This is a genomic window from Vibrio sp. CUB2 (assembly GCF_001557945.1).
Taxonomy (GTDB): Bacteria; Pseudomonadota; Gammaproteobacteria; order Enterobacterales; family Vibrionaceae; genus Vibrio; species Vibrio owensii.
Genome location: NZ_LNRB01000004.1, coordinates 237,643 through 261,376 on the forward strand (window position 1 = coordinate 237,643; position 23,734 = coordinate 261,376).

General features: G+C 44.7%; 27 protein-coding genes. 8 read left to right on the forward strand and 19 right to left on the reverse strand.

From position 1 onward, the window contains the following. Window positions 1–31: 31 nt before the first annotated feature. From ATB78_RS08030 to ATB78_RS08040, 3 genes are all read right to left on the reverse strand, one after another. The gene (locus tag ATB78_RS08030; protein ID WP_061008331.1) at window positions 32–475 is read right to left on the reverse strand and encodes a GNAT family N-acetyltransferase; all 444 of its coding nucleotides are present in this window, start codon (window positions 473–475) and stop codon (window positions 32–34) included. 175 nt (window positions 476–650) lie between these two features. Further along, window positions 651–1,211 (reverse strand): RNA polymerase sigma factor SigZ, encoded by a 561-nt coding sequence (gene sigZ / locus ATB78_RS08035; RefSeq protein ID WP_061008332.1) that lies wholly within the window; start codon window positions 1,209–1,211, stop codon window positions 651–653. Next, entirely contained in the window at window positions 1,198–1,491 is a 294-nt protein-coding gene (locus ATB78_RS08040) for a metalloregulator ArsR/SmtB family transcription factor (protein ID WP_005433559.1), read from the reverse strand. The genes sigZ and ATB78_RS08040 overlap by 14 nt, the downstream gene beginning before the upstream one ends. Before the next feature lie 251 nt (window positions 1,492–1,742). Between ATB78_RS08040 and ATB78_RS08045 the strand changes: the two genes are divergently transcribed. Further along, entirely contained in the window at window positions 1,743–2,879 is a 1,137-nt protein-coding gene (locus tag ATB78_RS08045; protein WP_038893537.1) for a permease, read from the forward strand. Between the two features lie 76 nt (window positions 2,880–2,955). Here ATB78_RS08045 and ATB78_RS08050 read toward each other — a convergent pair whose 3' ends face one another. Then, a complete protein-coding gene (locus tag ATB78_RS08050; RefSeq protein WP_009704826.1) occupies window positions 2,956–3,327 on the reverse strand; it encodes a nuclear transport factor 2 family protein in 372 nt (123 codons plus the stop codon). A 116-nt stretch (window positions 3,328–3,443) separates the two neighbouring features. On the opposite strand from ATB78_RS08050, the gene ATB78_RS08055 reads away from it, so the two are divergent. Further along, the gene (locus tag ATB78_RS08055; protein ID WP_061008333.1) at window positions 3,444–4,310 is read left to right on the forward strand and encodes a LysR family transcriptional regulator; all 867 of its coding nucleotides are present in this window, start codon (window positions 3,444–3,446) and stop codon (window positions 4,308–4,310) included. Window positions 4,311–4,462: 152 nt separating this feature from the next. Beyond that, window positions 4,463–4,756, forward strand: a complete 294-nt coding sequence (locus ATB78_RS08060) for a hypothetical protein (RefSeq protein WP_061008334.1) — start codon at window positions 4,463–4,465, stop codon at window positions 4,754–4,756. A gap of 51 nt (window positions 4,757–4,807) precedes the next feature. Here ATB78_RS08060 and ATB78_RS08065 read toward each other — a convergent pair whose 3' ends face one another. Together ATB78_RS08065 and ATB78_RS08070 are read right to left on the reverse strand one after the other, a co-directional pair. After that, window positions 4,808–6,766, reverse strand: a complete 1,959-nt coding sequence (locus ATB78_RS08065) for a monovalent cation:proton antiporter-2 (CPA2) family protein (protein WP_038877719.1) — start codon at window positions 6,764–6,766, stop codon at window positions 4,808–4,810. Further along, complete coding sequence (locus ATB78_RS08070) at window positions 6,763–7,380, reverse strand: NAD(P)H-dependent oxidoreductase (protein WP_061008335.1); 618 nt, start codon at window positions 7,378–7,380, stop codon at window positions 6,763–6,765. The genes ATB78_RS08065 and ATB78_RS08070 overlap by 4 nt, the downstream gene beginning before the upstream one ends. Before the next feature lie 661 nt (window positions 7,381–8,041). Here ATB78_RS08070 and ATB78_RS08075 point away from each other — a divergent pair. The 3 genes from ATB78_RS08075 to ATB78_RS08085 all read left to right on the forward strand — a co-directional run bounded on the left by ATB78_RS08075 (window position 8,042) and on the right by ATB78_RS08085 (window position 10,854). Continuing rightward, window positions 8,042–8,983 (forward strand): LysR family transcriptional regulator, encoded by a 942-nt coding sequence (locus ATB78_RS08075; protein ID WP_061008336.1) that lies wholly within the window; start codon window positions 8,042–8,044, stop codon window positions 8,981–8,983. Window positions 8,984–9,162: 179 nt separating this feature from the next. Then, a complete protein-coding gene (locus tag ATB78_RS08080; RefSeq protein ID WP_061008337.1) occupies window positions 9,163–10,116 on the forward strand; it encodes a hypothetical protein in 954 nt (317 codons plus the stop codon). An 87-nt stretch (window positions 10,117–10,203) separates the two neighbouring features. Next, window positions 10,204–10,854 carry a hypothetical protein gene (locus tag ATB78_RS08085; RefSeq protein ID WP_041053622.1) on the forward strand — a complete coding sequence of 217 codons (651 nt, stop codon included), beginning with the start codon at window positions 10,204–10,206 and terminating at the stop codon, window positions 10,852–10,854. A gap of 113 nt (window positions 10,855–10,967) precedes the next feature. Here the strand turns inward: ATB78_RS08085 and ATB78_RS08090 are convergent, their stop codons facing one another. The 5 genes from ATB78_RS08090 to ATB78_RS08105 all read right to left on the reverse strand — a co-directional run bounded on the left by ATB78_RS08090 (window position 10,968) and on the right by ATB78_RS08105 (window position 14,492). Beyond that, complete coding sequence (locus ATB78_RS08090; RefSeq protein WP_009704819.1) at window positions 10,968–11,399, reverse strand: YccF domain-containing protein; 432 nt, start codon at window positions 11,397–11,399, stop codon at window positions 10,968–10,970. Between the two features lie 193 nt (window positions 11,400–11,592). After that, on the reverse strand, window positions 11,593–12,807 hold the full coding sequence (locus ATB78_RS08095) for an MFS transporter (RefSeq protein ID WP_061008338.1): 1,215 nt from the start codon (window positions 12,805–12,807) through the stop codon (window positions 11,593–11,595). Window positions 12,808–12,819: 12 nt separating this feature from the next. Continuing rightward, window positions 12,820–12,972 (reverse strand): hypothetical protein, encoded by a 153-nt coding sequence (locus tag ATB78_RS29365; protein WP_005535284.1) that lies wholly within the window; start codon window positions 12,970–12,972, stop codon window positions 12,820–12,822. 172 nt (window positions 12,973–13,144) lie between these two features. Further along, window positions 13,145–13,867 carry a hypothetical protein gene (locus ATB78_RS08100; protein ID WP_061008339.1) on the reverse strand — a complete coding sequence of 241 codons (723 nt, stop codon included), beginning with the start codon at window positions 13,865–13,867 and terminating at the stop codon, window positions 13,145–13,147. Between the two features lie 106 nt (window positions 13,868–13,973). Beyond that, window positions 13,974–14,492, reverse strand: coding sequence for a cysteine hydrolase family protein (locus tag ATB78_RS08105; RefSeq protein WP_061008340.1), 519 nt, complete (start codon window positions 14,490–14,492; stop codon window positions 13,974–13,976). 120 nt (window positions 14,493–14,612) lie between these two features. Between ATB78_RS08105 and ATB78_RS08110 the strand changes: the two genes are divergently transcribed. After that, window positions 14,613–15,536 (forward strand): helix-turn-helix domain-containing protein, encoded by a 924-nt coding sequence (locus ATB78_RS08110; RefSeq protein ID WP_061008341.1) that lies wholly within the window; start codon window positions 14,613–14,615, stop codon window positions 15,534–15,536. On the opposite strand, the gene ATB78_RS08115 is transcribed toward ATB78_RS08110, so the two are convergent. From ATB78_RS08115 to ATB78_RS08145, 7 genes are all read right to left on the reverse strand, one after another. Continuing rightward, window positions 15,537–16,469, reverse strand: coding sequence for a Gfo/Idh/MocA family oxidoreductase (locus ATB78_RS08115; protein WP_061008342.1), 933 nt, complete (start codon window positions 16,467–16,469; stop codon window positions 15,537–15,539). Between the two features lie 153 nt (window positions 16,470–16,622). Further along, window positions 16,623–17,339 carry a hypothetical protein gene (locus ATB78_RS08120; protein WP_061008343.1) on the reverse strand — a complete coding sequence of 239 codons (717 nt, stop codon included), beginning with the start codon at window positions 17,337–17,339 and terminating at the stop codon, window positions 16,623–16,625. A 117-nt stretch (window positions 17,340–17,456) separates the two neighbouring features. Further along, a complete protein-coding gene (locus ATB78_RS08125) occupies window positions 17,457–19,109 on the reverse strand; it encodes a phosphoethanolamine--lipid A transferase (RefSeq protein ID WP_061008344.1) in 1,653 nt (550 codons plus the stop codon). 21 nt (window positions 19,110–19,130) lie between these two features. Then, window positions 19,131–19,487, reverse strand: coding sequence for a diacylglycerol kinase (locus tag ATB78_RS08130; protein ID WP_061008345.1), 357 nt, complete (start codon window positions 19,485–19,487; stop codon window positions 19,131–19,133). 180 nt (window positions 19,488–19,667) lie between these two features. Next, on the reverse strand, window positions 19,668–20,060 hold the full coding sequence (locus tag ATB78_RS08135; RefSeq protein WP_020194094.1) for a glycine zipper family protein: 393 nt from the start codon (window positions 20,058–20,060) through the stop codon (window positions 19,668–19,670). A 133-nt stretch (window positions 20,061–20,193) separates the two neighbouring features. Next, on the reverse strand, window positions 20,194–21,480 hold the full coding sequence (locus ATB78_RS08140; RefSeq protein WP_061008346.1) for an ATP-binding protein: 1,287 nt from the start codon (window positions 21,478–21,480) through the stop codon (window positions 20,194–20,196). Next, on the reverse strand, window positions 21,480–22,193 hold the full coding sequence (locus ATB78_RS08145) for a response regulator transcription factor (protein WP_061008347.1): 714 nt from the start codon (window positions 22,191–22,193) through the stop codon (window positions 21,480–21,482). The genes ATB78_RS08140 and ATB78_RS08145 overlap by 1 nt, the downstream gene beginning before the upstream one ends. A 248-nt stretch (window positions 22,194–22,441) precedes the next feature. On the opposite strand from ATB78_RS08145, the gene ATB78_RS08150 reads away from it, so the two are divergent. Continuing rightward, window positions 22,442–22,897 carry a prepilin-type N-terminal cleavage/methylation domain-containing protein gene (locus tag ATB78_RS08150; protein ID WP_061008348.1) on the forward strand — a complete coding sequence of 152 codons (456 nt, stop codon included), beginning with the start codon at window positions 22,442–22,444 and terminating at the stop codon, window positions 22,895–22,897. Window positions 22,898–22,962: 65 nt separating this feature from the next. Here ATB78_RS08150 and ATB78_RS08155 read toward each other — a convergent pair whose 3' ends face one another. Then, window positions 22,963–23,682, reverse strand: a complete 720-nt coding sequence (locus ATB78_RS08155) for an SDR family oxidoreductase (RefSeq protein WP_061008349.1) — start codon at window positions 23,680–23,682, stop codon at window positions 22,963–22,965. Between the last annotated feature and the right edge of the window lie 52 nt (window positions 23,683–23,734).

The following is a 23,734-nucleotide window of genomic DNA, read 5'->3' on the forward strand; positions in this document are numbered from 1 at the left end:
CCAGAATTCTCCATTTTGGATTCGTACTGGATTAAGAAAGCACTAATCGTAGTGAGATGTCACCATCATCGAGTACGCCATCCTCTTGAAATCCGAAAGCACGATATAGCTGACCTGCCTGCTGATTGGAGGGTTTATGCATCGTGAGTAAGGTTTTCCCGCCAAGTTGTTTCACTTCTTCAACGAGCAAACTAAGTACTTGCTTTCCAAACCCTTTGTTCTGGTGATCTTTGTCGATCATAAAGCGGAACAGCCAGTAAATGGAGTAATCAAGCGGCTCGTCTTCATGGCAAAACGCAAGCAAACCGATCACCGTCTCTTGCTCATAAATCACTTTCAATCGGTAGTCGGTTTCAAAGCGTGACTGAGCAATCGTAATCGCGTTGGAGGCAAGGTTTTCTTCTTGTTCTGGGTGAAGATTGAGACGAATACAATCTAGATAGTTTTCTTTGGTGAGTTCTCTTAATGAGATCATAAATATAAGTTTCCTTCTTCCTTAAAGCAGAAGAAGTAAAGCTTACTATTCAGTAAGATAGCAAATGAGAGAGCGGATGAAGAGATAAAGCTGTGATTGAGTTCATGGATAGGCGACTCAATAACGAGCCGCCAAGCTATCGGTATTCATTGCGAGGTGGGCATTCAGCGAGGGATTAACATTTATCGCAAGAAGCACCGTTTTGGTTGCAATCTGTCATACGACCTTGTTTGTCGAACGAGAAACTGCAACACTCTTCAAATAGCTTTTTCAATTCGACACGTCCTCTCTGTACGCGCGATTTGAGGGTTGAGTAGCTGATACCTTGCTCTTCGGCCAACTTCTTCTGGCTCATGCCTTCAAGCTCAATAGAAGAGAGCAGTTGCGATTGCTCATCTGGTAATGCTTGCACAAACGGCGCAATGCACTTTGACAGTTCTTGTTTCAGGTTTGATTCTTGCTCTTCAAACCAAAGATCGTCAGCAACGAGCTCACTATCACGCTGATTTCGAGCGCGTTTACGGTAGAAATCGATGATGGCGTTATTCGCGATTTGGAAGAGCCAAGATTTGACGCTTGATACATCACGAATATCCGCAAGGTTTTGATAAGTCTTAAGTAAAATATCTTGTTTTAAGTCGTCTACATCATCTTCATTGCTGACTTTAGAGCGCAAGAACGCATGAATAGCGTGTTCGTATTCGCTCCAAATTGATTCGAGATTAGCAGTTTTCATTGATGCAACACTCGTCACGCAAGAAACCAATAACCGTATCTAAGCATTCATACTCAGCAACACAATATAAAGTACGACCTTCACGACGCTGACTGATTAAGCCGGCTGAGGCTAGGCTCGAAATGTGATGAGAAAGGGTAGAGGCTGGAATACCAAGTTTATCTTGTACGCCACCAACCGCGATTCCTTCATAGCCTGCTTTGACCACCTCTTTATAGATACATAAACGGGTAGGGTGTCCTAGCTCTTTGAGCGCTTTTGCTACAGCTTCGAGTTCCATACTGACCTCTTGGAATGACAGACGATAAATACATTTCGATGATAGTGAAAGTGTGGGTGAATAGCAAACAAGAAAAATTCCCTAGTTAATTAATTGATTATTAAGACTTTAAATTATATTTCGATATTTATCGAAATATAATGGTTGACGCGTCGGTTTTTAATTCTATAATTCGAGAAAAATAGAAATGAAGAGTTCAGCTTCATTAGGAAATTTACAGTTACTGATGTGACATCAGTAGGAGAATCAATATGAATCCAGAAATCATGACCATGGCTAAGGAAGCGCTTGATATGTTTGCGTTTCTAGCAACCGAACTTATCATCCTATTCCTAGCAATTAGCTACATCGTGGGTGTGTTGCAAGATTTTCTAACGCCAGAAAAAATCCAATCTATCCTGAGCTCGAAAAAGGGTAAAGGTTACTTCATTGCTGCGCTATTAGGTTCGATTACGCCTTTCTGTTCGTGTTCGACCATTCCTTTCTTGAAAGGTCTATTGCGTGCAAGAGCAGGTTTTGGGCCTATGATGGTGTTCCTATTTGCCAGTCCACTGCTTAACCCAGTGATCATTGGTTTGTTTGTAGTGACCTTTGGTTGGAAGGTAGCGGTATTCTACTTTGCTATCGCGATGACAGTGTCTGTGGTTGCAGGCTATGTTCTTGAAAAGCTGGGCTTTGAACGTTACGTAAAACCAGAAGCGTACGAAGCAGCAGGCACCTCTTCATGTGGTACATCTTGCGGTGATTCAAGCAAGAAAAAAGAACAAGCGAAACCTGCATCAAGCTGTGGTACCAGCGCTTGTGGAGAACCTGCACCAGTTGCAGCAAAAACATCATGCTGTAGTGAGCCAGCGCCTGTGGTAGCGAAAACATCTTGTTGTGGTGATAGCGCACCAAAAGCTGAGCCCAAAGTAGAAGTGTCTTGCTGCTCATCAGACGGTAGTGCAACAGCGACAATCGTGGAAGAAAAAGAGCCTAGCCGCTGGGTACGTATTTGGCACTCAACTTGGAAAGACTTTAAACAAGTATTCCCTTACCTAATGATGGGTATTGCGATTGGTTCATTCATTTACGGCTTCATCCCAACGGATCTTATTGCGGAGTACGCAGGTGAAGCGAAGTGGTACGCGATTCCAGTAGCAGCAATTATTGGTATTCCATTGTACATCCGTGCAGAGGCAGTTATTCCACTAAGTGCGGCACTAGTACAAAAAGGTATGGCACTGGGTTCAGTAATGGCACTTATCATTGGTAGCGCAGGCGCAAGTCTTACAGAAGTGATTTTGTTGAAATCAATCTTTAAGAACCAAATGATTGCAGCCTTCCTATTCGTTATCTTAACGATGGCAATGGGCGCAGGTTACCTATACACCTTCATCTTTGCTTAATTTAATTAAGTAAACTGAAAAACAAAAATCCCCAAGTTTCGGCTTGGGGATTTCTTTATTCTGAAAGACTTAAAGCTTATCGCTCACCAAGCACTTCAAACTCATCGTACGTTAGGCGAGACAAACCATCTTCTTGAATTTCCCATAGCTCTTTGTGCACGACACCAAACGCCTTGTTCATCGTCCAATCTGAAGTAAGAATGTAGCCATTTTCGCTGTCTTTTTCCCACTTAGTGTTGGTGTAGTCCACGCTGTTAAAACCTTGGTCCATGATGTTTTGCCAGAATGCTTGGATCGCTTCACGTCCCTCAAAGGTGCCAAATGGTTTTGCAATCATAACTGCATCTTCAGCGTATTGTGCTGCACAGCCCGCAGCGTCTTGATTGTTGAAAGCGATTTGCCATGCTGAGATGCCTGCTTGAGCGCGTTCTAAAACTGATTGAGTCATCCTGAGTATCCTGTGATTAGTGTTTGTTTATGTAGCAATCATAGGGTTAGAATTAAGATAGAAAAACAAAGTAATAAGAATTTAATGTTCTGTAAAAAAGAACAATAAGGAAGGCGATGAATAAGCTGCGTTTGATGTCTCTGTTCGTTCATATTGTCGAGTGTGGTTCAATCTCCAAAGCTGCCGATAAGTTAGAGCTTTCTAAGTCAGTGTTGAGCTCTGCTTTGAAGCAACTAGAGCAAGAGCTGGATACTTGCTTACTCAAACGTACGACCAGAAAGCAAACTCTGACCTCGACAGGTGAGCGCTTTTACGAGCAGTGCGCGCAAATGACAAAACAAGCAGAAGCTGCGTGGTTAGAAGCCACAGAGTTAAAGCAAGTGCCAACGGGACGGCTTACCGTCACTGCGCCACATGCACTAATGCGCTCGATAGTGTTGCCTGCTTTAACGAGTGCTTTTGCTGATTACTCTGATGTGCAGTTAAATTTGATCAGTGATGATAAGCATGTGGATATCGTTCAACAGGATATCGATCTTGCAGTACGAGTAGGGGCTTCTGGTGATTCAAACATTAAGCAGCGTAAAGTGGGGCAGTTTTGTGACGTCTTGTGTCGTGCGAAAGGCGCGCATACTGATTTTGAAAGTGCACCTTATATTGCTCAACATTGGCAGCTTGAGCCTGTGGTCCATGTGTTTACCTTCAAGGAGCCAGAACATCAAATTCAATATCCAGTGAAGCACCGAGCGAATACCGTCTTTGATGTGGCGAGTCTGTTAGAAATGGGGTTAGGCGTTGGGGTTTTGCCTGATTTTATGCTGGAGTCGAACTTACGTCTTGAGCCGGTTCCCGATGCGAAAGCGTCAAAGGTGAACCCAATTTATGTATTGCATCCCTACCAAGCGCATGTGCCGATGGCAGTGACAATAGCAATAAAGGCGATTGAATCGCGTATTGACGAAGTCATTTTATGTAAAAACTGACGGTGAGCGGGGCAAACACTCAGAGTCGGTTTGGAATTAAAATTGATGAATTTTTATTCAGGATCAATCTTCATTATTATTTCACCCCACGTTCAAAATGCCTCGTCTACACTGTTTGATGAGTTGTCAGTTGGCAGACCAAGGAGGCAGCCATGATTGCAGTTCATCGAGAGTATTGTTTATCGAATAGCCCAGATTTACACGCCCATGTTGAAGTCAATCCCGTCGGTAAATTGGAAGTTGAAATTGTCGAGCTTCAAGAGCACCACACCACCGAGTTTGATGATCTTTCTTTTGAAAGTAGTGGCGCTCAAACGCGTATTTGCGGGAAAGAAGACACCGTTCCGTGGCAGTTCAACCTAGCGAAAACCGACGCATTAGAACTGTCGCATTTAGTGGATGAAGCGAATGAAGAGTATGAGACATTGATGAGTGATCTCATGTAGCTCTGCTTTTTCACCGGCAATAAAAAACCTCCCAGTGGGAGGTTTTCGCGTTTATTGAGCGTCTTCTTTTGGTGGATGCAGCTCTTGGACGTTTTCTTCGCTGAAGTCGTCGGCATAGCCTTTTGGTGGCGGTGTCCAACCACGTTCAGAACGGGAGAGCTTGTCGTGACGATCTTTTTGCATCTCTTCTGCCATTTTTTCTTCAAGATGAATAAATAGCTGACGGAAGTTGTTGTCGTAACGTTCACCCTCTGAGTCATCGACCCACGCTTCATAAAGCATGTTGGATTTGCGATCTTCAACGCGGCGATAAGTCGATTTTTGTTGCTCAGTGAAGAACGGATGAATACCAATGGCTTTCATTGCGTGACCACCAATCTCCAATGCAGAATGGTAAGTTTCTGATTCGATGATATCTGCGCCAGCTTGGCGTAGTAGGTAGCCATGCCCGCGGTCAAATGCACGCGCAATCACTGTCACGTTTGGATAGGTGTGTTTTACGTACTTAACCAACTCAACGCTCGATTCTTGATTATCTATCGCGACGACAAGTGCAGAGGCATGCTCAATACCTGCTGTGTGTAGCATGTCTGGTCGAGTCGCATCACCAAAGTAAGCGCGAGTACCGATTTGGCGCATGTTATCAATCTGGCTTGCTTGGTGGTCTAGTACAACCGTTTCCACGCCATTAGATACCAATAAGCGGTTTACGATCTGACCAAAGCGACCAATACCTGCAATGATGACGGTACCTTGTTCTTCAATGGTGTCACTTTCGCGCTCATTTGATTCACTTTCAAAGCGAGGAAGAATCACCTTATCAAATAGAATAAATAGACCAGGCGTTAGGAACATAGAGATCGCAACAACCAATGCCAGCGTTTGTGAAAGCTCGAATGGGATTACGTGGTTTTGTACCGAGAAGCTCAATAGCACAAAGCCGAATTCACCCGCTTGCGCCAAGCTCAAAGTAAACAACCAACGGTTACTGCCTTTGATACGGAAGATGAACGCAAGTGCGAATAGAATCGCTGCTTTCAGAATCATCACGCCAAGCGTTAGACCGATGATCAAACCAAAATCGCTGAACAGCACTGAAAAATCGATGCCAGCACCTACTGTGATAAAGAACAAGCCAAGCAGCAAGCCTTTAAACGGTTCGATGTTTGACTCTAACTCATGGCGGAACTCACTGTTCGCCAGTACTACGCCTGCTAAGAACGTACCCAGCGCAGGGGACAGACCCACTAGGCTCATTAAAGCTGCAATGCCGATCACCAGCATCAATGCCGTTGCAGTAAAAATTTCACGCAGACCAGAGCTTGCTACGTAGCGGAACAGTGGACGACTTAGGAAATGTCCGCCAACAACGACGATAGCAATAGAAGCCGTAATCACGAGACCGTAAGCCCAGCCAGGAAGTCCGGCAACTAGGCTAAGTTCCTCATGGTGTTCTGCAGCTGCTTGCGCTGCCGATTGCGCTTGTTCTACCAACTCTGGCAGTGCCAACAGCGGAATAAATGCCAACATTGGAATTACGGCGATATCTTGGAAAAGCAGCACAGAGAACGCGTTCTGACCACCTTCTGTTTTGGTCAGTCCTTTCTCGCTAAAGGTTTGCAGAACAATCGCGGTGGAGGAAAGCGCGAAGATCAAACCGATCGCTAATGCTATGGTCCAAGATTGGCCAAAATACAGGGCAATCGCCATGATCAGTGCGGCAGTACCACCAACTTGTAAGCCACCTAAGCCCATTAAGCGGTTACGCATTGCCCACAGCATCTTAGGCTCAAGTTCCAAACCAACGAGGAACAACATCATAACCACACCAAATTCAGCAAAGTGTTGAATTGTAGTGGTTTCTTCACCTACGAGGCCGATAATTGGACCAATGACCACACCCGCAATCAAGTAACCTAATACCGAGCCTAAGCCTAGACGTTTTGCTAAAGGAACGGCGACGACAGCGGCAATAAGGTAAACAAAGGCTTGTAAGAATATCCCTGTCATGATGCTTCCTTAATCAGTTGTGGTAATGCACTGTTGAGTTTGATGAGCGATGCCGCTGCTTCAAGATCAAGTGTGTCATTGACGAGTGCATTGAGCAGCGTTTTGTAGCGTTCAACATGCTGTGGAATTCGATCTTCTTCTTGGGCGGTACGGGAACCAAACAACGCAAGTGGAGCGATGTAATTCATCCCAGTCAGTGCCGACATTTGCTCGATAGGAGCTAATAGCTCACGGATGGTGAAGTGGTTGTAGCCTTCGGCTTTATAGGCCTCTTCTTTACCACCTGCGGATAAGACACAAAGCATGGTTTTGCCATGAAGCTCTATACCTTCCGAGCCATAAGCAAAGCCGTATTCTAAAACCAGATCTTGCCACTCTTTTAGAATGGCTGGTGTGGAGTACCAGTACAGCGGAAACTGAAAAATCACCACATCGTGATCGCGTAAACGCTGTTGTTCTCGGTCAATATTGATATTGAAGTGCGGGTACTCGGCATAGAGATCGACACAAGTGACACCTTCAATCGTATTAGCTGCTTTAAAAAGGGGAGCATTCACCTCTGAGCGATGCTGGGAAGGATGCGCAAAGAGAATCAATACTTTTTTATTTATCATAGGAATCCTTGCTATGCGTCTAAACCATTTTTGGTATAAGAATGAAAGACTTTGATTGTTGTAAGAAACTGTAACCCATAAACCTTATCCTATCTACTTTAGTGATTGAACATTGGAAAGTTAAAATCACTTCCAATGAAATATAGAAAACCTTCACAGGGCACTGCTTTTGCTCTTCCTTAATAAACGCTTGAGCAGCTCCTTTATTAGGGAAAGATGGATGCACTTAACGGAAGTTCTCAATCTACAAATTTGGTGTGGGTTATCTCGTTTAATGTACTAGGTTTTTTACTCTATTTTTTGAGAATCAACGCATAAAAACGAACACTGGATATCCTCACACCTGCATCAAAGAAGTTATCTAGAAGCCCGCATCCGAGTTGATGCAGGGATGAGCAAACGACTTATTTCAAAGCGATGTGAAATGATAAGTTTGAGGAATGTGATAAGCGAAGAATGCCGCAGATTAACGTTTACTGAGAATAGGGTGTTCATCGGAACGGCGCATTGGAATTTTATAAACGCCAACTTGATCGCAGCCATTGTTATTTTTCCGTCATAGAAGCGTAGCGAGCGCAAAGAATTCATGCTTTGAGATTGGAAAGTACGCAAATCTGTTCTTATGCTGAATAATAACCTCAAGTTATTATCGACGTGGAATATGGCCAAAGATCTCTTCTCAAACCTCGACCTGAATTTGCTCCGAACATTCATTATTTTGCATCAAGAGCGCAATATGCGCCGAGCGGCAGAGCGCTTGTTTGTTTCTCAACCCGCCGTGAGTAAGGCATTGCAGCGGCTGCGTGATCATTTTGAAGATGAGCTGTTTGTGAAAACCCATCACGGGTTGCGAGCGACGGAGTATGCGACCGATTTAGCGGAAAATCTCGCCCCGTTACTGGATGAAATCTCTATCACGCTCAATGGTTCTAAAGCATTTAACCCATTAGAAATGAACGGGACCATCAAGATCGCGCTAGCGCCTTTTATCTTGAGTTCTTACGCCAGTGAAATCTGTCAGGCGATTCGACAAGCAGCACCAAACGTCCAGATCCACTTGCTGAATTGGTCTCGCTCCACCATGGATGAGATCATCAAAGACGATGTTACGCTTGGTGTGAACTACGAAATCAACCACGCTCCAAAAGAGCTACTGACGAAAATGATCGTCAAAGACACCTTCTGTGCATACGTGCGAAAAGATCATCCGTTTCCCGGTGACCGACTACAAATCTCGGATTGCAGGGATTTGGAGTTTGCGACCGTGATTGCGGCCGATTGGAACTCCAGCGTGTCGTTTTCTGAGAAGATAATGAAAATCAAAGGCGTAGAGCCAAAAATCGCGTTTCGATCTGAATTGCCGTCGGCCATCATCGACGTGGTGGCAAACTCGGACATGGTTTTTCCCGCTTCAAAAACGGTCAACGTCGATAAGATCTCTCAATTGAGAAGATTGGATATCGAGTTCGACGGTATCGTGATTGAGCCTTGCTTGCACGCTTACTATCACCATAAGAATCGTCGTAATGAAATGGTTCATTGGCTACGTAGCATCATCACGGACGTCATAACCAAACACCTAGAGCGCTCGCAACAGCAATAATAACCCTTGGTTATCAAGCTCTCTACCTTTGTTTATTAATAACCCGCCGTTAAGTGCGGGTTTCTTTTTAGCGATTAGAGCAATAAAACACTGCTCAATATACTTCTCTTCATCGGGCAGGGAGTCCACTTTTCTTGCAAGAGGCATCCCTGAGTTTCGACAAATTAAGAGAGTAAATCATGAAAGTTAAATTACTGAGTGCAATCATCGCGGCGACGTTTCTAGCTGGCTGTTCTTCATCGGGTTCGGATTCTGACACTGAAACGCCAAATGGGGTAGCGAGTGTGGAGGTTTTCAACGGTGAAAACTTTGACGGCATGGTTATTCAAGGCGATGAAGGTGAGTACAACACGGTTGCAATCCAAGGCGCAGAAGGGAACACGGTATTCAATGTTGGTGGTGAGCTTTACTACACCAACGGCACTGAGGTAATGAACAAAGACCACGAAGTAGTCGGTGTGATTGAAGTGGTTGATAACCAGCTTATGTTTGTTGGCCCAGCAGGTTATGTGCACCTTTCTGTTGAAGATGGTCGTCTGATTGTAAATGAGAAAGGCGCTGCGAACCCTGAGAATCCAATCGTTTCTGACCCAGATTATGACGCTGGCGTGATTCCAACATATGGTGACATTGTTGACTTAGGCGGTGCCGCGATGATCGTTGGTGACAATGATAACGTGGCTATCGTAAGCAAAGATAATGATGGCAATGTGCATATTGTTATCAACGACGAAGAGAACCATTACACGGTTGAAAGCGGAACGGTAAAAGATCCTGAAGGCAACACGATTGGTTCGGTTGAGCAAGACGGCGACAACTTCGTTATCACTTTAGACAGTGGTACTCAATTTGTAGTGCGCAATGAAGATGGTCGCTTATTTGCCGCGATTATTGAGCGTCCAGATGTATCACACCCGATCGAGGGCGTGCCGATGCGACCAATTGAAATTGGTCCCGTTCACCCAATTGAAGATGTTACGCCAGTCAACCCTATTGAAGGTCCGGTAACGCTGCCTAGTGGAGAGCTTACTCAAGAACAGCGCGCAGAATTGAAACAAAAGGTTCAATCCCTATCACAAGAGCAACGTCAGGAAATAAAAAGAGCGATTCGCGACCGCGTTGAGCGCTCGTAAACCAAATCGCATAAGGGTAAGTAGCAAGGAGCCGCTTGATTTAAGTGGCTCCTTTTTTCTTTTCAAGTCTTTCTGATAGGTATTCCAATGAATAAATCTCTGACGCTGCTTTGCGCGCTGTTTGCCGTGCCGTGTTTTTCTGCTGACTACAAAATGCCAGAGTTTGGTTTAGATGTGTCCAATACAGATGATGAATGGATTGTGACTGCTTCAGGGTACTTACAAGCAACCGAAGAGTGGAACATTTCTGCTGAGGTCGATTCTACGGGGTATTTAGAATTGGGGACAGGATATGGCGTGATGCTCGGGCAATTCTACACAGAAGCATTTGTGAGCTATGGCCGCGCAGATCTGTTCGACGTTTATGATGCGGGCGTGTTTACCGGCACCGCGTTAGGGGATGATTGGATGGTTTTCGCCAACAGCTCTCATGAGTGGAGAACCAGCTCAATTGGTAAGTCATTCCCATCATTGGAAAAAACAGAAAGGGAGTGGAAAAACACCGTTGGTGCAAGCTATACACCGATTGATTTTATCCGGCTTGGTTATTCTTATAACTACGATAAAAAACTCACAGAGGGTGGTCATCGAACCAATCACGAAGTGCGTATTACTTTAAAACCGAAATGGATAGAGCCTTATGTGAAGTACACATTTGGTGAGCATCGAGTTTCACCGGGCTCGACCAAAATAAGTGAAGAGAACAGCGTAGAACTAGGTATTAATTTTAACTTTTAACTAAGGTGGGAGTATGAACTTTCAATCCATTATTCTTGAGTATGCAGTGGCAATTATGGGCTTACTTTTAACAGGAATAACCCTCTAAGCAGGATGCTCAGAGGGCGACAAAATTAACGGTTGATGTTGTAGCGAGCCATTGCCGCTTCTTCTGTTGTCACGACTGTTTTACCTATCGGAGCCAGAGAGATAACCGCCAGTTTCAGGTGTTGAAGTGCGAACGGAATACCAATGATGGTTACGAAGCATGCTACGGCAGAAAGTATATGACCGATTGCCAACCAAATACCTGCAAATACAAACCAAATCACGTTACCAATCACGCCAAGCGGGCTAGTACCGATATCCATTTCATTGGTCAGTTCATCTCGTGAAACCGCTTCTTTGCCGAATGGGAAGAACGAGAAGTTACCCATCACAAAACAAGCGCGTCCCCATGGAATGCCGATGATGCTAATGAAAGCCAGTAGTCCGAAGAACCACCATAGCAAACCCATGAATACGCCACCGAATACAAACCAGATGATGTTGCCGAGTGTTCTCATTTAAAACCCTTTTTGATTTATAGCGTTGTGTTAAGTATGTCACACGAATCTTAACAGAGGATGAATGGACGCACTTTATCTTAAATAAGCAATCATTGATGAGAATGCCTATTCGATTGAGGGAAAACAAAAAGCGTGTTGCGGGGAGAAAAGAGAAAAGGCTTCCAACGATAACGTTAAGAGCCTTCTTTGATTACGCGGTTGCCAAGTTCAAACGTGGTACCGGTTTGTCATTGATCGGCAGGTGAATAAGAGCCGCGATAAATGCCAATACGACTGTTGACCACCAGATTGGATCGTAAGAGCCGTAGTAATCGTAAATGCGGCCACCAACCCAAGCTCCCAAGAAGCTGCCTACTTGGTGAGTGAAGAACACCAAGCCGTACAATGTAGAAAGGTAACGAGCACCAAAAATCTGGCGGACCAAGCCGGAAGTCAGTGGCACCGTGCCTAACCAACAGAAGCCGATAGCACCGCCAAAAATGGCAGCGGTGTGTTCGGTGACAGGTAAAGTCACAAAAGCACCGATCACCACCGTGCGCATTAAGTACAGTGCAGACATAACGTGACGCTTGTTAAAGCGATCAGCCATCACGCCCCAAAAGTAAGAGCCAAAGATGTTGAAGATGCCAACATACGCCAGTGCCATTGCTGCTGTTGAAGCCGGTAAATCTTTATCCGCCAAATAACTTGGTAAATGAGTGGCGATAAACATGACATGGAAGCCACACACGAAGAAGCCAGCGTGGATCAACCAGTAACCTTTGTGTGCGAAAGCTTCTTTTAACGCTTCTTTCAAAGTTTGTGTATCTTCTTGAGCATTTGCTGCGTTGTTGGTTTGTGGTTTTGCCGTTCTCATGAACAACGCAAACATCACCATAAAGCTACACAATACGGCAAACACCTGAAGTGCACCTTGCCAACCAAAGTCACTTAATAACGCTTGTGCGCCGGGGATCATCGCAAACATGCCGAATGAGCCCGCAGCAGTTGTCAAACCAAATGCTTTTGCTGCGTGTTGGGCAGGGACAACTTTTGCCACTGCGCCTAGCACGATCACGTAACTGGTCGCGCTTAAGCCGAAGCCAACTAGAACACCCAGCGACAAATACATCATGGTTGGCTCAACTGCGATAGAAGTCAGGTAAAGACCCAAAGCGTAAGAAATGGCACCTAAAATGATTATACGCTTCGCGCCCCAACGGTCTGACGCCATACCAACGAATGGTTGGAACACACCAAACAACAGGTTTTGCAAGGCAATAGCAAAGCTAAAGAACTCGCGGCCCGTTTGGAAGTGGTCTGAAATTGGCATCATGAAAATGCCGAACGATTGTCTGATCCCTAGACAGATAATCAAAATCCCTATTCCAAGCCAAACAAGAATTGGAAATCGGAAAATACTCATAATTTGCTCTTATTAATGGTGATGGTGGTGATGAGAGTGATCCTGGTGTTCGCCGTCGCCAGTGGTTTGATGGCAACCGCTGTTGATGGCTTGTTCTGCCAATATTTCCAATAACTTAGGTGAGTTATGGACGATGATTAACGACAGGCCCAACATGACGGACATTCTCAGCACCTGAGCGAAAATGGTTTGAGAAAAAAGCATGCATTGTGCGCTCAAGTAGAAAAAAGAGCGCGAAGTGTAGAGATAAGTCTGTGATGACACAAATGATAAAAAGTGAAGTAAGGTATGCGTTTTATGCATACCTTATTGAGTGTCCAAAATACCAACAAATGGTTTAAAAAACAGAGTCTAAAACAGACAGCACTCGACAGTTGCCCAATGGATCCAATATCACCATGATGGCTCTGGTTTCGGTAGAAATACTGCACGTGTCTATCACCGTTGTAGTGCCTGTTTCTCTGATTTCAATCGGAACATTTGCGGTATTCGCACCTACGATGATCTGGCTCGACAAGGTTCTTTTGCTCAGATTAAAGATCCGTTGGGACCCATCCACCCAAACATCACTGTTGATACCGCCTTGGAGTTGGCTAGCATCCACAACGAATACAGAGACTTGAGTATTGGTTGTACTGCTCGTGTCGGGCTTGTCTTGGAAGACGAGGTCATAAAAACCTGTGTTAGCGTCACCAAAAGCAAAGATCACTTGAGGATTAGAGACAGCAATTGAACGTGTCTCACTGACTAAGGTTTGCTGGCTATTAGTTTCAATCAAATTAAACGTGATATCAAAAGTACTGGCGTTTTCTTGAATCAACAGCAAGCCTGTTTCTGTCGCACCATAAAGTGGCAGGTTGGAATAAATATCTTCTTGCAGGCTGCCGTAATTGGCTTGAACACTGATATCTGAAACACCGCTCGGGTTTTGGTTGACGAAGTTAACGGTCTGAAAGTTGAGAGCTCTTACCGCAATCTCTGGATCTGAGGAGTCGCTCCCTCCGCAGCCGGTGAGTGCGCTCGATAAGGTGATAATTGATAAAACTGACATCCACTTCATTGTGCTGTCCCTATAGAGTTAATGAGAGTCAGTGCCAACCAACAGGACCCGACGCGTGGCGCATCGGGCCATTCTAATTTAGACAGTATAGTGGATGCTCGCAGGCTTACAGTTTTTGTTCTGCCGTTACTAGTGGGACGCGAGTTGATACAGCGTGCAGTGCGATGTTGTGGATCATTTCATCGACCGTTGTGCAGCAGTCCATAAGAATTGATACGTCGTATTTTTCTGCCGCTTTAGAAATCGCAGTATGAGTGACACAGTTTTGCGTCATCATGCCAGTTACTAATAGCTCTGTTACCCCATGTTTTTGCAGTACTTCTTCAAGGTTTGTTTGTTCAAAGCCGTCCGCGAAGTGTTTGATAACCACATCGGCATTTGGTGCTAGCGCGAAGATCTCAGGGTGAATGTCTGCGCCTTCAGAACCTTCATTAAAAAAAGGCGCAATGCCCATTGCTGGGTCGGCGATGTGCTGAATATGAATGACAGGAATATTTTTCTCATTCGCTTTAGCAATGGCGCTCTTGATGTTGTTTAGTGTTGCTTCTGTATTCCATAGAGGGAATTTACCGTTAGGGAAGTAGTCGTTTTGTAGATCGATAACAAGAAGTGCTGCTTGGCTCATGGTGTTTTCCTTTTGTTTTCAGTGAATGTGTTGCTTTGGTATGGGAGCTATTATGCGTACTTTCTTTTATCTTGCTCAGTGTCTAAAATGACAAAAAATAGGTCAAAAACGACAATTGGAATGAACAAGATAAACATTGCTATTGTGAACTATCCGGGGGCTTCAAAAGCGTCAGTCTATGGCTTGCAGGAACTGTTTGAGATGGCAAACCGCGCTTCGATTGAGCTGGATGTTGAATGCCGCTTTCATGCAGACATCATTGATTGGAAAGAAGGCGTTATTCGAGCCGATGAGTTCACGGTCGTCATACTGCCGCCAAGCGGTGCGGAGCAATATTACCTTTCGCCAAGTGAGGCGTTAACGTCTTGGCTGTTTGAGCAACACAAAGCAGGAGCGGTTGTTACGTCTGCATGTGCCGGGGCTTTTGTTCTCGCTCAAGCTGGTTTGTTGAACAACAAAGCGTGCACAACACACTGGGGCTTGTCAGGGTTATTCCGAGATAGGTTTCCTAACGTGACGCTTAAGCCTGAGTCCATCCTTATCAACGAGGGCAGCATCATTACCGCTGGTGGTATGATGTCTTGGCTTGATTTGGGGTTGGAGTTGGTTTCTCTGCTAAGTACATCTGCAGTGATGCGTTTGTTGGGAAAGATGCTGGTGGTCGATACTGGTGCCAGAGAGCAACGTTTCTATCAGCAATTCACGCCTAACTTTCAACATGGTGATAGTGCCGTTCTTAGTGCTCAGCACTACATGGCCGATCATTTCTCACATGTGATTTCAAACCAAGCTCTATCGGAGATCAGTTGTTTAACTGAACGCACGCTTCAAAGGCGTTTTCAAAAAGCGACAGGTTTGAACTTGAATCAGTATTTGCAGCATCTTCGTGTGCAAAAGGCGTGTGATTTATTAGAGTCGAGCAACTTAGCTTTTGAAGTCATCGCTTATCAAGTTGGGTATCAAGACGCGAGCGCGTTTCGCAAAGTGTTCATCAAAACAATGGGATTGGCTCCCAAAGCGTTCCGCGCTCGTTTTAGTGCTTAATTATCGACGCACTGACTGTTCAATGTGCTGACAAATCGCTTCGGCAAGTTGGTGGCTAGCGATATTACGCGCTACGATTTCAGAAGCGATTTTGCCTGACTGGATGACTTCAAACCAATCCAACAGCATAGAGTGGAAGCCTTTACTGGCCAGCATTGGCGTCCAATCTTTTAAGCTCAACTTCTGCTCTTGATTGTCTTGCCACAGTTTCCCTTCAACAAACGAATCAAACTCCATTGCTTTGTTTGAATAACACGCTTGGACACGCTCTGTGGTGATCCCAAAATGGCGGTTCATGGATGCGTGAAGCAGTGTCTCACCATGCTGCCATTGGATATCCAAACGAGTCAGTTGGTCACCATCCATTTGATGTGTAATGTAAGCATCTTTCAGATCTGCTCTGGCCGTGATGTTCACGCTATCAAGAGGGTGGATAAAATCATCAAAAATGAAGGTACGGATATCTCCGGGTAGCTGATGACGGTTCTTCTCCCAACGCAGAGATTTCAAGCCTGAAAGTTCGCCTTTTTGTATGCTCGGCATATGTTGATTGTAGAGCGGAATATGACGGCGATTGAAGCCAACATACAGAGGCTGTTTCACGCGTTCTGCCAGTTCATATAGCTTTTCTACTTCAGCAGCGCTGTCTGCCAAAGGCTTATCAACGAATGTCGGGATGCCTTGTTCTAAAAAGAAAGACGCGATTTGAGAGTGAACGCTAGTAGCGGCGTGAATCATGACTGCATCTACGCCCATGCCAACCAATTGCTGATAGTCTTGGCAGGTTTCTGTGATTCGATACTGTTGAGCGAGCGCGTTGAGTGCGTTTGCATTGCGGGTACAAAATACCAACTCAACATTTGGAAGTTGAGTGATAACAGGAAGGTAAGCTTTTTGAGCAATGTCGCCCAAGCCAATGATGCCAATTTTCATTTTGAGTTCTTCTTTCGACGTTCTATTTGCAGGAAAAGAGTATAACTTGAATTTGGCTCCTCGTTTATGAGCAGGTTATCGATAATTCTGTATTAATGAATGAACCCTGCGTACCGTAATACGCAGGTATCTTCTTAATATGCAGGTAACGTATTAATCCGCAAACGATGTTAGGAAGCTCAAACCATAGCATCGGTTGTAAGGGCCAAGAATAACCATTTGAGGAGTGTCTTTGGTGCTAAATTTACAAGTCTTACTGACGCCATTGTGAGTAAATGTTGCCGTCATCTCTTGCTGGTTTTTGGGTACATTTAAGGCTCTAGAGAGTGTCTTACTCTGAAGGTTATCGATCGTTTGCCCTTCGACCGTGACGCTTGTTTGGGAACCCTTTGTCACGTCGCTTGAATCTAAAATATAAATTGGAACTTCGTCTGAGGAGGCACTAGAAATATTAGGTTTGTTTTGAACCGACAGTTCGTAATAGCCCTTATCTACGTCACCGAAAGCGAACACGATCTTGTGGTCACCCGAGTTTAAAGTGAGTTTCTTTTGGGCTAACTCATTTTGTGAGTTGGTATCAAAAAGTTTGAAGGTATAAGGAATGGTGTGGCTTTTCTGTTGAGCAATCAAAAGGCTTGATGAGGAAGCACCATATTGAATGATGTCAGAGTGCATGAGCTGCTCTTTTCCATTCTCGTAAGCTTTCAACTGCACATCGGAATATTGATTTTTCCCAAAATCGACAAGATTAACGGTTTGAACATGAACGGCTTGAATCGGGTCTGGGGTGAGCGATGGTTGATTGTCAGTACCACAACCTGAAAGAACGGCGGTTGTGATTGAGATTGCGATGAGTGTTTGTTTTTTCATTATAGAACCTAGTATTGCATGAAATTTTCCACCTAGCCATAGAGGTTGATTTGAATGCTTATGGTTCGAAGTAGGAGAGGGTAAATATCCCCCTCCTTTTGGTTATGAATATGATTATTAGCTTTGACGACAAGTCTTAAAGATATCTAAAGCGCCGTCGTAGGCATTGGTTTCCACATCCATAATGCCCAACAATGAGTGGAATACATTATCGTGTGAGTGCGTTGCGGTTTGCTGCGCTTCTTGTGCCAAGCAATCGGTGTTGACGTGTTTTGCTTGTTTAAAGCCTGGTGACATCCAAAGCATCATAGGAACACGCTTTTGGAAATCCGGTGCTAAACCATAAGGCATGCCATGTAAGAACAACCCGTTTTCGCCCAGAGACTCGCCGTGATCAGAGACGTAGATCATCGCCGTGTTGTATTTATCTTCCAACGTTTTCAGTTTCGCAATGGTTTGATCCAACACGAAGTCTGTGTAGCGGATCGTGTTGTCGTAAGAGTTCACAATTTGCTCCACACTGCAGTTTTCAATATCTGCGCGAGGGCAGTCTGGTTGGAAAAATGCTTTGTCTTTCGGGTAGCGCTGGAAGTATGTCGGACCATGGCTGCCAATCAGGTGAAGCGCAATAACTCGGTTACCTTTCATGCTCGCGATTTGGTCGTCCAAATTGTCTAGCAGCGCCATGTCGTAGCAGGTATTACCGTTGCAAAGCGTGTTTTGTTTGCCGCGTGCGACATCCATCTTATTGATCTTATGAGCAACACCCTTGTCGCCGCCGTCGTTGTCTTTCCACATCAAATCAATGCCAGCGCGCTGCATGATGTCCAATGCGTTATCTTGGTTGTCAGCTTTACTGCGATCAAAGTCGTGGCGTGGTAATTGAGAGAACATACAAGGCACAGAGACCGCCGTAGCGGTACCACAGGAAGAAACGTCTTGGAACGAGATGACATCTAACTTACTGGTGTATGGGTTAGTCTCTCGTTCATAGCCATTAATTTGATAATTCTGAGTTCGTGCTGTTTCACCTAATACAAAGACAAGTAGCGTCGGCTTCTCTTTTGCTTGCTCTAGTGCAAGTTGGGATTGTTTCGCATCCGTACCAATCTCACGGTAGGGTTCTGGCGTGGTTAAGTAGTTTTCTTTTACATAGCTAGAGATCGCGTACACGTATTGAGTCGGAATGATGACTTTCTTTAGGTAACTGTTGTTGCGACCAACTGACGCATAGTCTTGGTAATACATGCCTGCAATCACGGCGATAACAGCCAACGAAGCCAGCATTGAAACGATTTTGGTCAACGTGAAGCGAAGCCATTTGCCTTCAAGGGGCTTAAACTTAATCTTGAAGACGATTAGGGCAGGGAGAACACCCATCAATAGTGTCCAGATAAGTGAGTAGGCACTCAAGTATGAGCTGGCTTCACTGGTATCTGTCTCAACGATGTTGGTGATCATGTCCGTATCGAACAAGGTGCCGTAGTTGTAGCTTGCGTAACTCACCATGCTCGATGTGATCAGCAATAAGATGAAGAAAGGTTTGCTGATCCAAGGCCAACTGAATAGGTTAAATAGGAAATTCAACGCCGCAAAAAAGAAGATTGGAATCGTAATGATGAAACCGACCTTTACCTGATCGAGATCCGCAAAGATATGAATCAACTCTTTGTAGATGGGGATATTGACTACAAGTGCGAAATATAAGGCTAATAAAAGCGTAAAGGTAATGTAGGAGATACCTTTAGTTGGGAGTTCAATTGTCTTCATAATTGACGTGCTTCGATGTGACTAAAGTAAAATCGACGCCCAAACAAATAGGGCGAGAAAAAGTGCAACAAATACTGCTGCGGAGCCAATGTCTTTGGCTCTTCCACTGAGTTCATGCCAGTCATCGCTGACACGATCGACAACCGCTTCGATGGCGGAATTAATCAATTCAACAATCACGACCAACAGAAGGCTGCTGATCATCATGATGCGTTCTAAGGTGGTGACAGGAAGCAAGAATGCGCAAACAGAAAGGACAAGTGTAAGTACCAGTTCTTGTCTGAAAGCGGCTTCATGAGTCCACGCTGCTTTCAATCCTTGAAGTGAATAGCCGGTTGCGTCCAATATCCGGCGAATGCCTGTTTTACCTAGTTTCAAAATGTGGCCTTTTAACTGCTAAGCCCTAAAAAAGAGGGGGCGCTTTGAGGGATAAAGCCTCCCCTGATGACAGAAGTGCATCGAATTGGAAAACATGAAACTAATAGGTCGAGCGTGAAACATTTGTGAAATTAACGTCGCTCAACACAAAATTTTGTGTAATTGATGCGAATTTATACGTTATGAATCAAGGTCGTATACGGTATAGCCTTTGTTCGCTAGGCATTTACGCAGAACTAAGGATTGCGTTTTGGTCGAGTCGTTAGCACCACCAACAGCCCCAGCTCCTGCACCAACAGCAGTGCCTGCCACCGCGCCCACAGCAGCGCCGCCAATGCCATTTTCTAATGCACCTGCAACGGCACCGACCAACGCTCCTGTAACGGCACCATTTTGTGCTTCAGTTTTAGCAGCTTCGCCTTTATCCACTTTTTCAGCGTAACCTTGGCAATACGTGAAGTCTTGTTCGTATTGGGCTTGGTCAACATTGGTCATATCGACAACAGGTTCTTGGTTGTAAGCACAAGCAGCAAGTGTGGAAGAAAGGGTGACGAGAAGAAGAGGTTTATACATTGCGTTGATCCATTATTGCTGTGAATTTATGGATTAAATGTACACTGTTTTATTGTGGTGCTCTGTCGGCCAATTGTATTGAAGTGTCGCCTTTTGTAATGGCGTTTAAGGGAGTATTGATAAGTTTATGAATTTACTTGGGAAAGCAGATAGTAAAACACGCACCGCCGTGCGGACTGTGTGAGACATAGACTTCGCCGTTCTGCAATTCAACGATCTGTTTGACGATGGCAAGCCCTAAACCGAACCCGCTAGTGCTCTTGTTACGTGATTTATCAGCACTGTAAAACGCATCAAACAGATGAGGCCAATCTTTCTCTTCCACACCACAGCCATCGTCATGCACACGAATACAAGATTTCTCCGGTGTCTCCATAATCTCTAGCACGATTTGGGTTTGTGCGTAACGCATCGCATTGCGAAGTAGGTTATCTAAGGCGCGTTTTAGCAGTTTTGGGTCGGCGTCAATGATTGCCTGTTGTGAGCTCGTGTCGTCAATCAAGATAGAAAGTTGGGTGTCACGTTGCCACTTGGGTAAAAACGATTGGGCAAAGCTTGATAGGGCGACAGAGGAAGTTTGAATCTCGGCATTTGGTCGCTCCATTTTGGCGTAGTAGAGCAGCTCTTCCACCATATTTTCCATGTCGTCGATATCTTCTACGATGCTGTCGACGTACTTCTGTTGTTGTTTATTTAAAGCCGCGTCGGCCAGCAGATCGGCTTGCCATTGAAGACGAAAAATTGGAGTACGAAGCTCATGCGCTACTGCATTGGTGAGCATTTTATTGGTGGTGATGAGTCGAGATACCTTGTCTGCCATATGGTTGAAGCTTCTGTTCAAAGTTCCAACGGATTTGGCGCTGGAGGTATCCGCTCTGGCGTTAAGATCACCAGAGGCAAAATCAACGGTAACCTTTTCTAAAGCGCGAACGCGTCGGCTTAAGAACCAAATCAGCAAGACACAGTAAAGCGCAAATCCGGCAAGAAAAAACAGCCAAATGATGTTGTCATCAAAGTTGATGGCTTGAATGATAGGGCTGTTGGGGTTTTGGCTTAACTTGAAAATAGGCGAACCGGGTTCAAAACGAAACCACAAGTCTCGCTCATCATCAAAAGCCGTATTCACAGATGGATCTTCATCGAATGCTTGTTGTATCTCAGGAGGAAGACTCGTCATTTCCTGAGCAATTAACAACATGTGACTCGATGTTGCGAATTTCTCTAACTGCTGAACGGTGTAATCTTCACCTTTCTCTTGATACACCGGATAAATCAGCTCATGGAAAGCTTGAGCTTCATGCTCTTCGAGTAGGTAGTCGTAGTCCGTATTGACTTGATAAACAATGACTTCATAGCCAACAAGACTGGCTACAAATAAAATGATCAGACCTAAAAAGCTTTCCAGATAAATGCGCTTCATTACGCGTTCCAAGCATCAGGCATAAACAAGTAACCTTTACCGCGCACAGTAATGATTTTCTGTGGTGGTGTGGTGCTGTCGCCTAGTTTTTTACGCAGCGTTACGACACGGTTATCAATGGTGCGGTCGGTGCCGTCGTATTCGATGCCACGTAATGTTTTGGTGAGCCACTCGCGAGAAAGGGTTTGTTCAGGATGGTTTGCGAGTACCCAAAGGAGATCAAATTCACCGTCGGTGAGAGGAATGGGTTCTTGGTTTAGAGCGCATGTTTTACGCAGGCGATTAAGGCACAGGACGCCAACTTCTAAACACGTGTCTGAATCTGTTGTTGATGCTTCTTTACGGCGTAATAGCATTCGAATACGAGCGAGTAACACGCGAGGTTTAATCGGTTTGGTAACAAAATCATCGGCACCAATTTCAAGCGCAGCAACATGGTCAAAATCATCATCACTGGCAGTAAGCATCAGCACTTTGCCTTTGTAACATTCACGGATCTGACGGCAAACACTTAATCCATCTTGCCCCGGCAACATCAAATCTAAAAGAACGAGATCTGGCTGGCTTTCAAGAATCGCATCCGGAGCGTCCGTTCCGTTGTCTATGCAGCTAACTTCAAAGCCTTGTCCTTCAAAGTATTCGCTTAGCATAGCCTGCAGTTTGGGATCGTCTTCCACGATGATAAGTGATTGCTTAGTGTCTTGTACGTTCATAGCAGTGATGCATCTTGTAGGAATTATCCCTGAAACTTAAACAAATTTGTCAGGGATTTCAATAAACGTAAAGAGTCAGAGGGGATTTATAGACGAGAGTGATTGAATTGAAGGTATGAGAGCAAGAGCTATCACTTCTCTAGCTTTACTCTGTTCACCTTACAAACGCTTACATGGCGAGCATTGGATTGTGAAATAATTTTCCTTATTAGTTTGGTGGCTTGCTTGAATTTGTAAAGAGGTGGATTGTGAGGAGAACTAAAGGCTTTACTTTATTAGAGCTCGTTATTGTCGTCGTGGTATTAGCGCTTGTGTCTGTTACCGCAGCTCCTCGAATTTTAAGCTTCTTTAGTGATGGACGAGCGGCGAAACTAAGAGAGATCGAAGCCGTAATGAAAACTGGCTCGGACATTGTGTTCACCAAAGCACTGACCCAAGGCATTGAAAGTCAGTGTTATACCTACATCGATGACATTTATACCTGTAACGGATACCCCACTGCACATAGAGACAATATATTGCGCAGCTTTAATATCGATGCTGAGCACGTTTACATTACAAATAAAGGCAGCAATGCGGCGGGTAGGGAAGCATTTATTGGCTTTACTAAAGATAAGGTGTGGTACAAGAAGTGCTATGTTTATTACAAAGATGCGGTCTCGGGTGGTAGCGTGACGATCGACTCATTTACCGAAGAATGTTGATTACATAAAGAGAAAAAGCGGCATTGAGCCGCTTTTTGAATTTCTTCGTCTTAGAATCGCAGAGATTAAGGTTGTTGCTTAGTTGGTGCTAGAGCGATTTCACGGATACAAACGTTTTGTGGTTGCTGGTAAGCAAATACAACTGCACGTGCGATGTCATCAGCAGCTAGCACGCCTCCCATATCTTCTTTCCACGCACCGTAACCATCTTTGATTTCTTGTGATGTTGTGTGAGAAAGCAGTTCAGTTTCTACAGCGCCTGGTGCGATTGTTGTTACGCGAACGTTTGATGCAGCCACTTCTTCACGAACGTTTTCAGAAATTGCGTGAACTGCGAATTTAGTACCACAGTAAGCCGCATGATCTGGGAACGTCTTTTTACCTGCGATTGAGCTGATGTTGATGATAGTACCGCTGTTACGTGCTTTCATTGGTGCAAGCACAGACTGCATGCCGTTTAGCAAACCAAGTACGTTCACGTCGAACATACGTTTCCACTCTGATGCATCTTGTGTGTCAATTTGACCAAGTAGCATTACGCCGGCGTTGTTTACTAATGCGTCAGCAGGGCCAAATTTCTCTTCTGCTTTAGCAATTGCCGCTTCAAATGAAGCTTTTTCAGTAATGTCTACTTTTTCACATAGCGTGTTTGGCAGGTTTAGTGCTTCTAAGCGCTCTACACGACGAGCAAGAAGAAGAAGTGGGTGACCTTCATCGCTTAGACGGCGTGCGATAGCTTCACCAATACCAGAACTTGCACCTGTGATTACAATCAGTTTTTTCATCTTTTGTTTCCTTAATTTTTTAAGAATTGCTTTCGTTTGAGAGCAGCTTTTA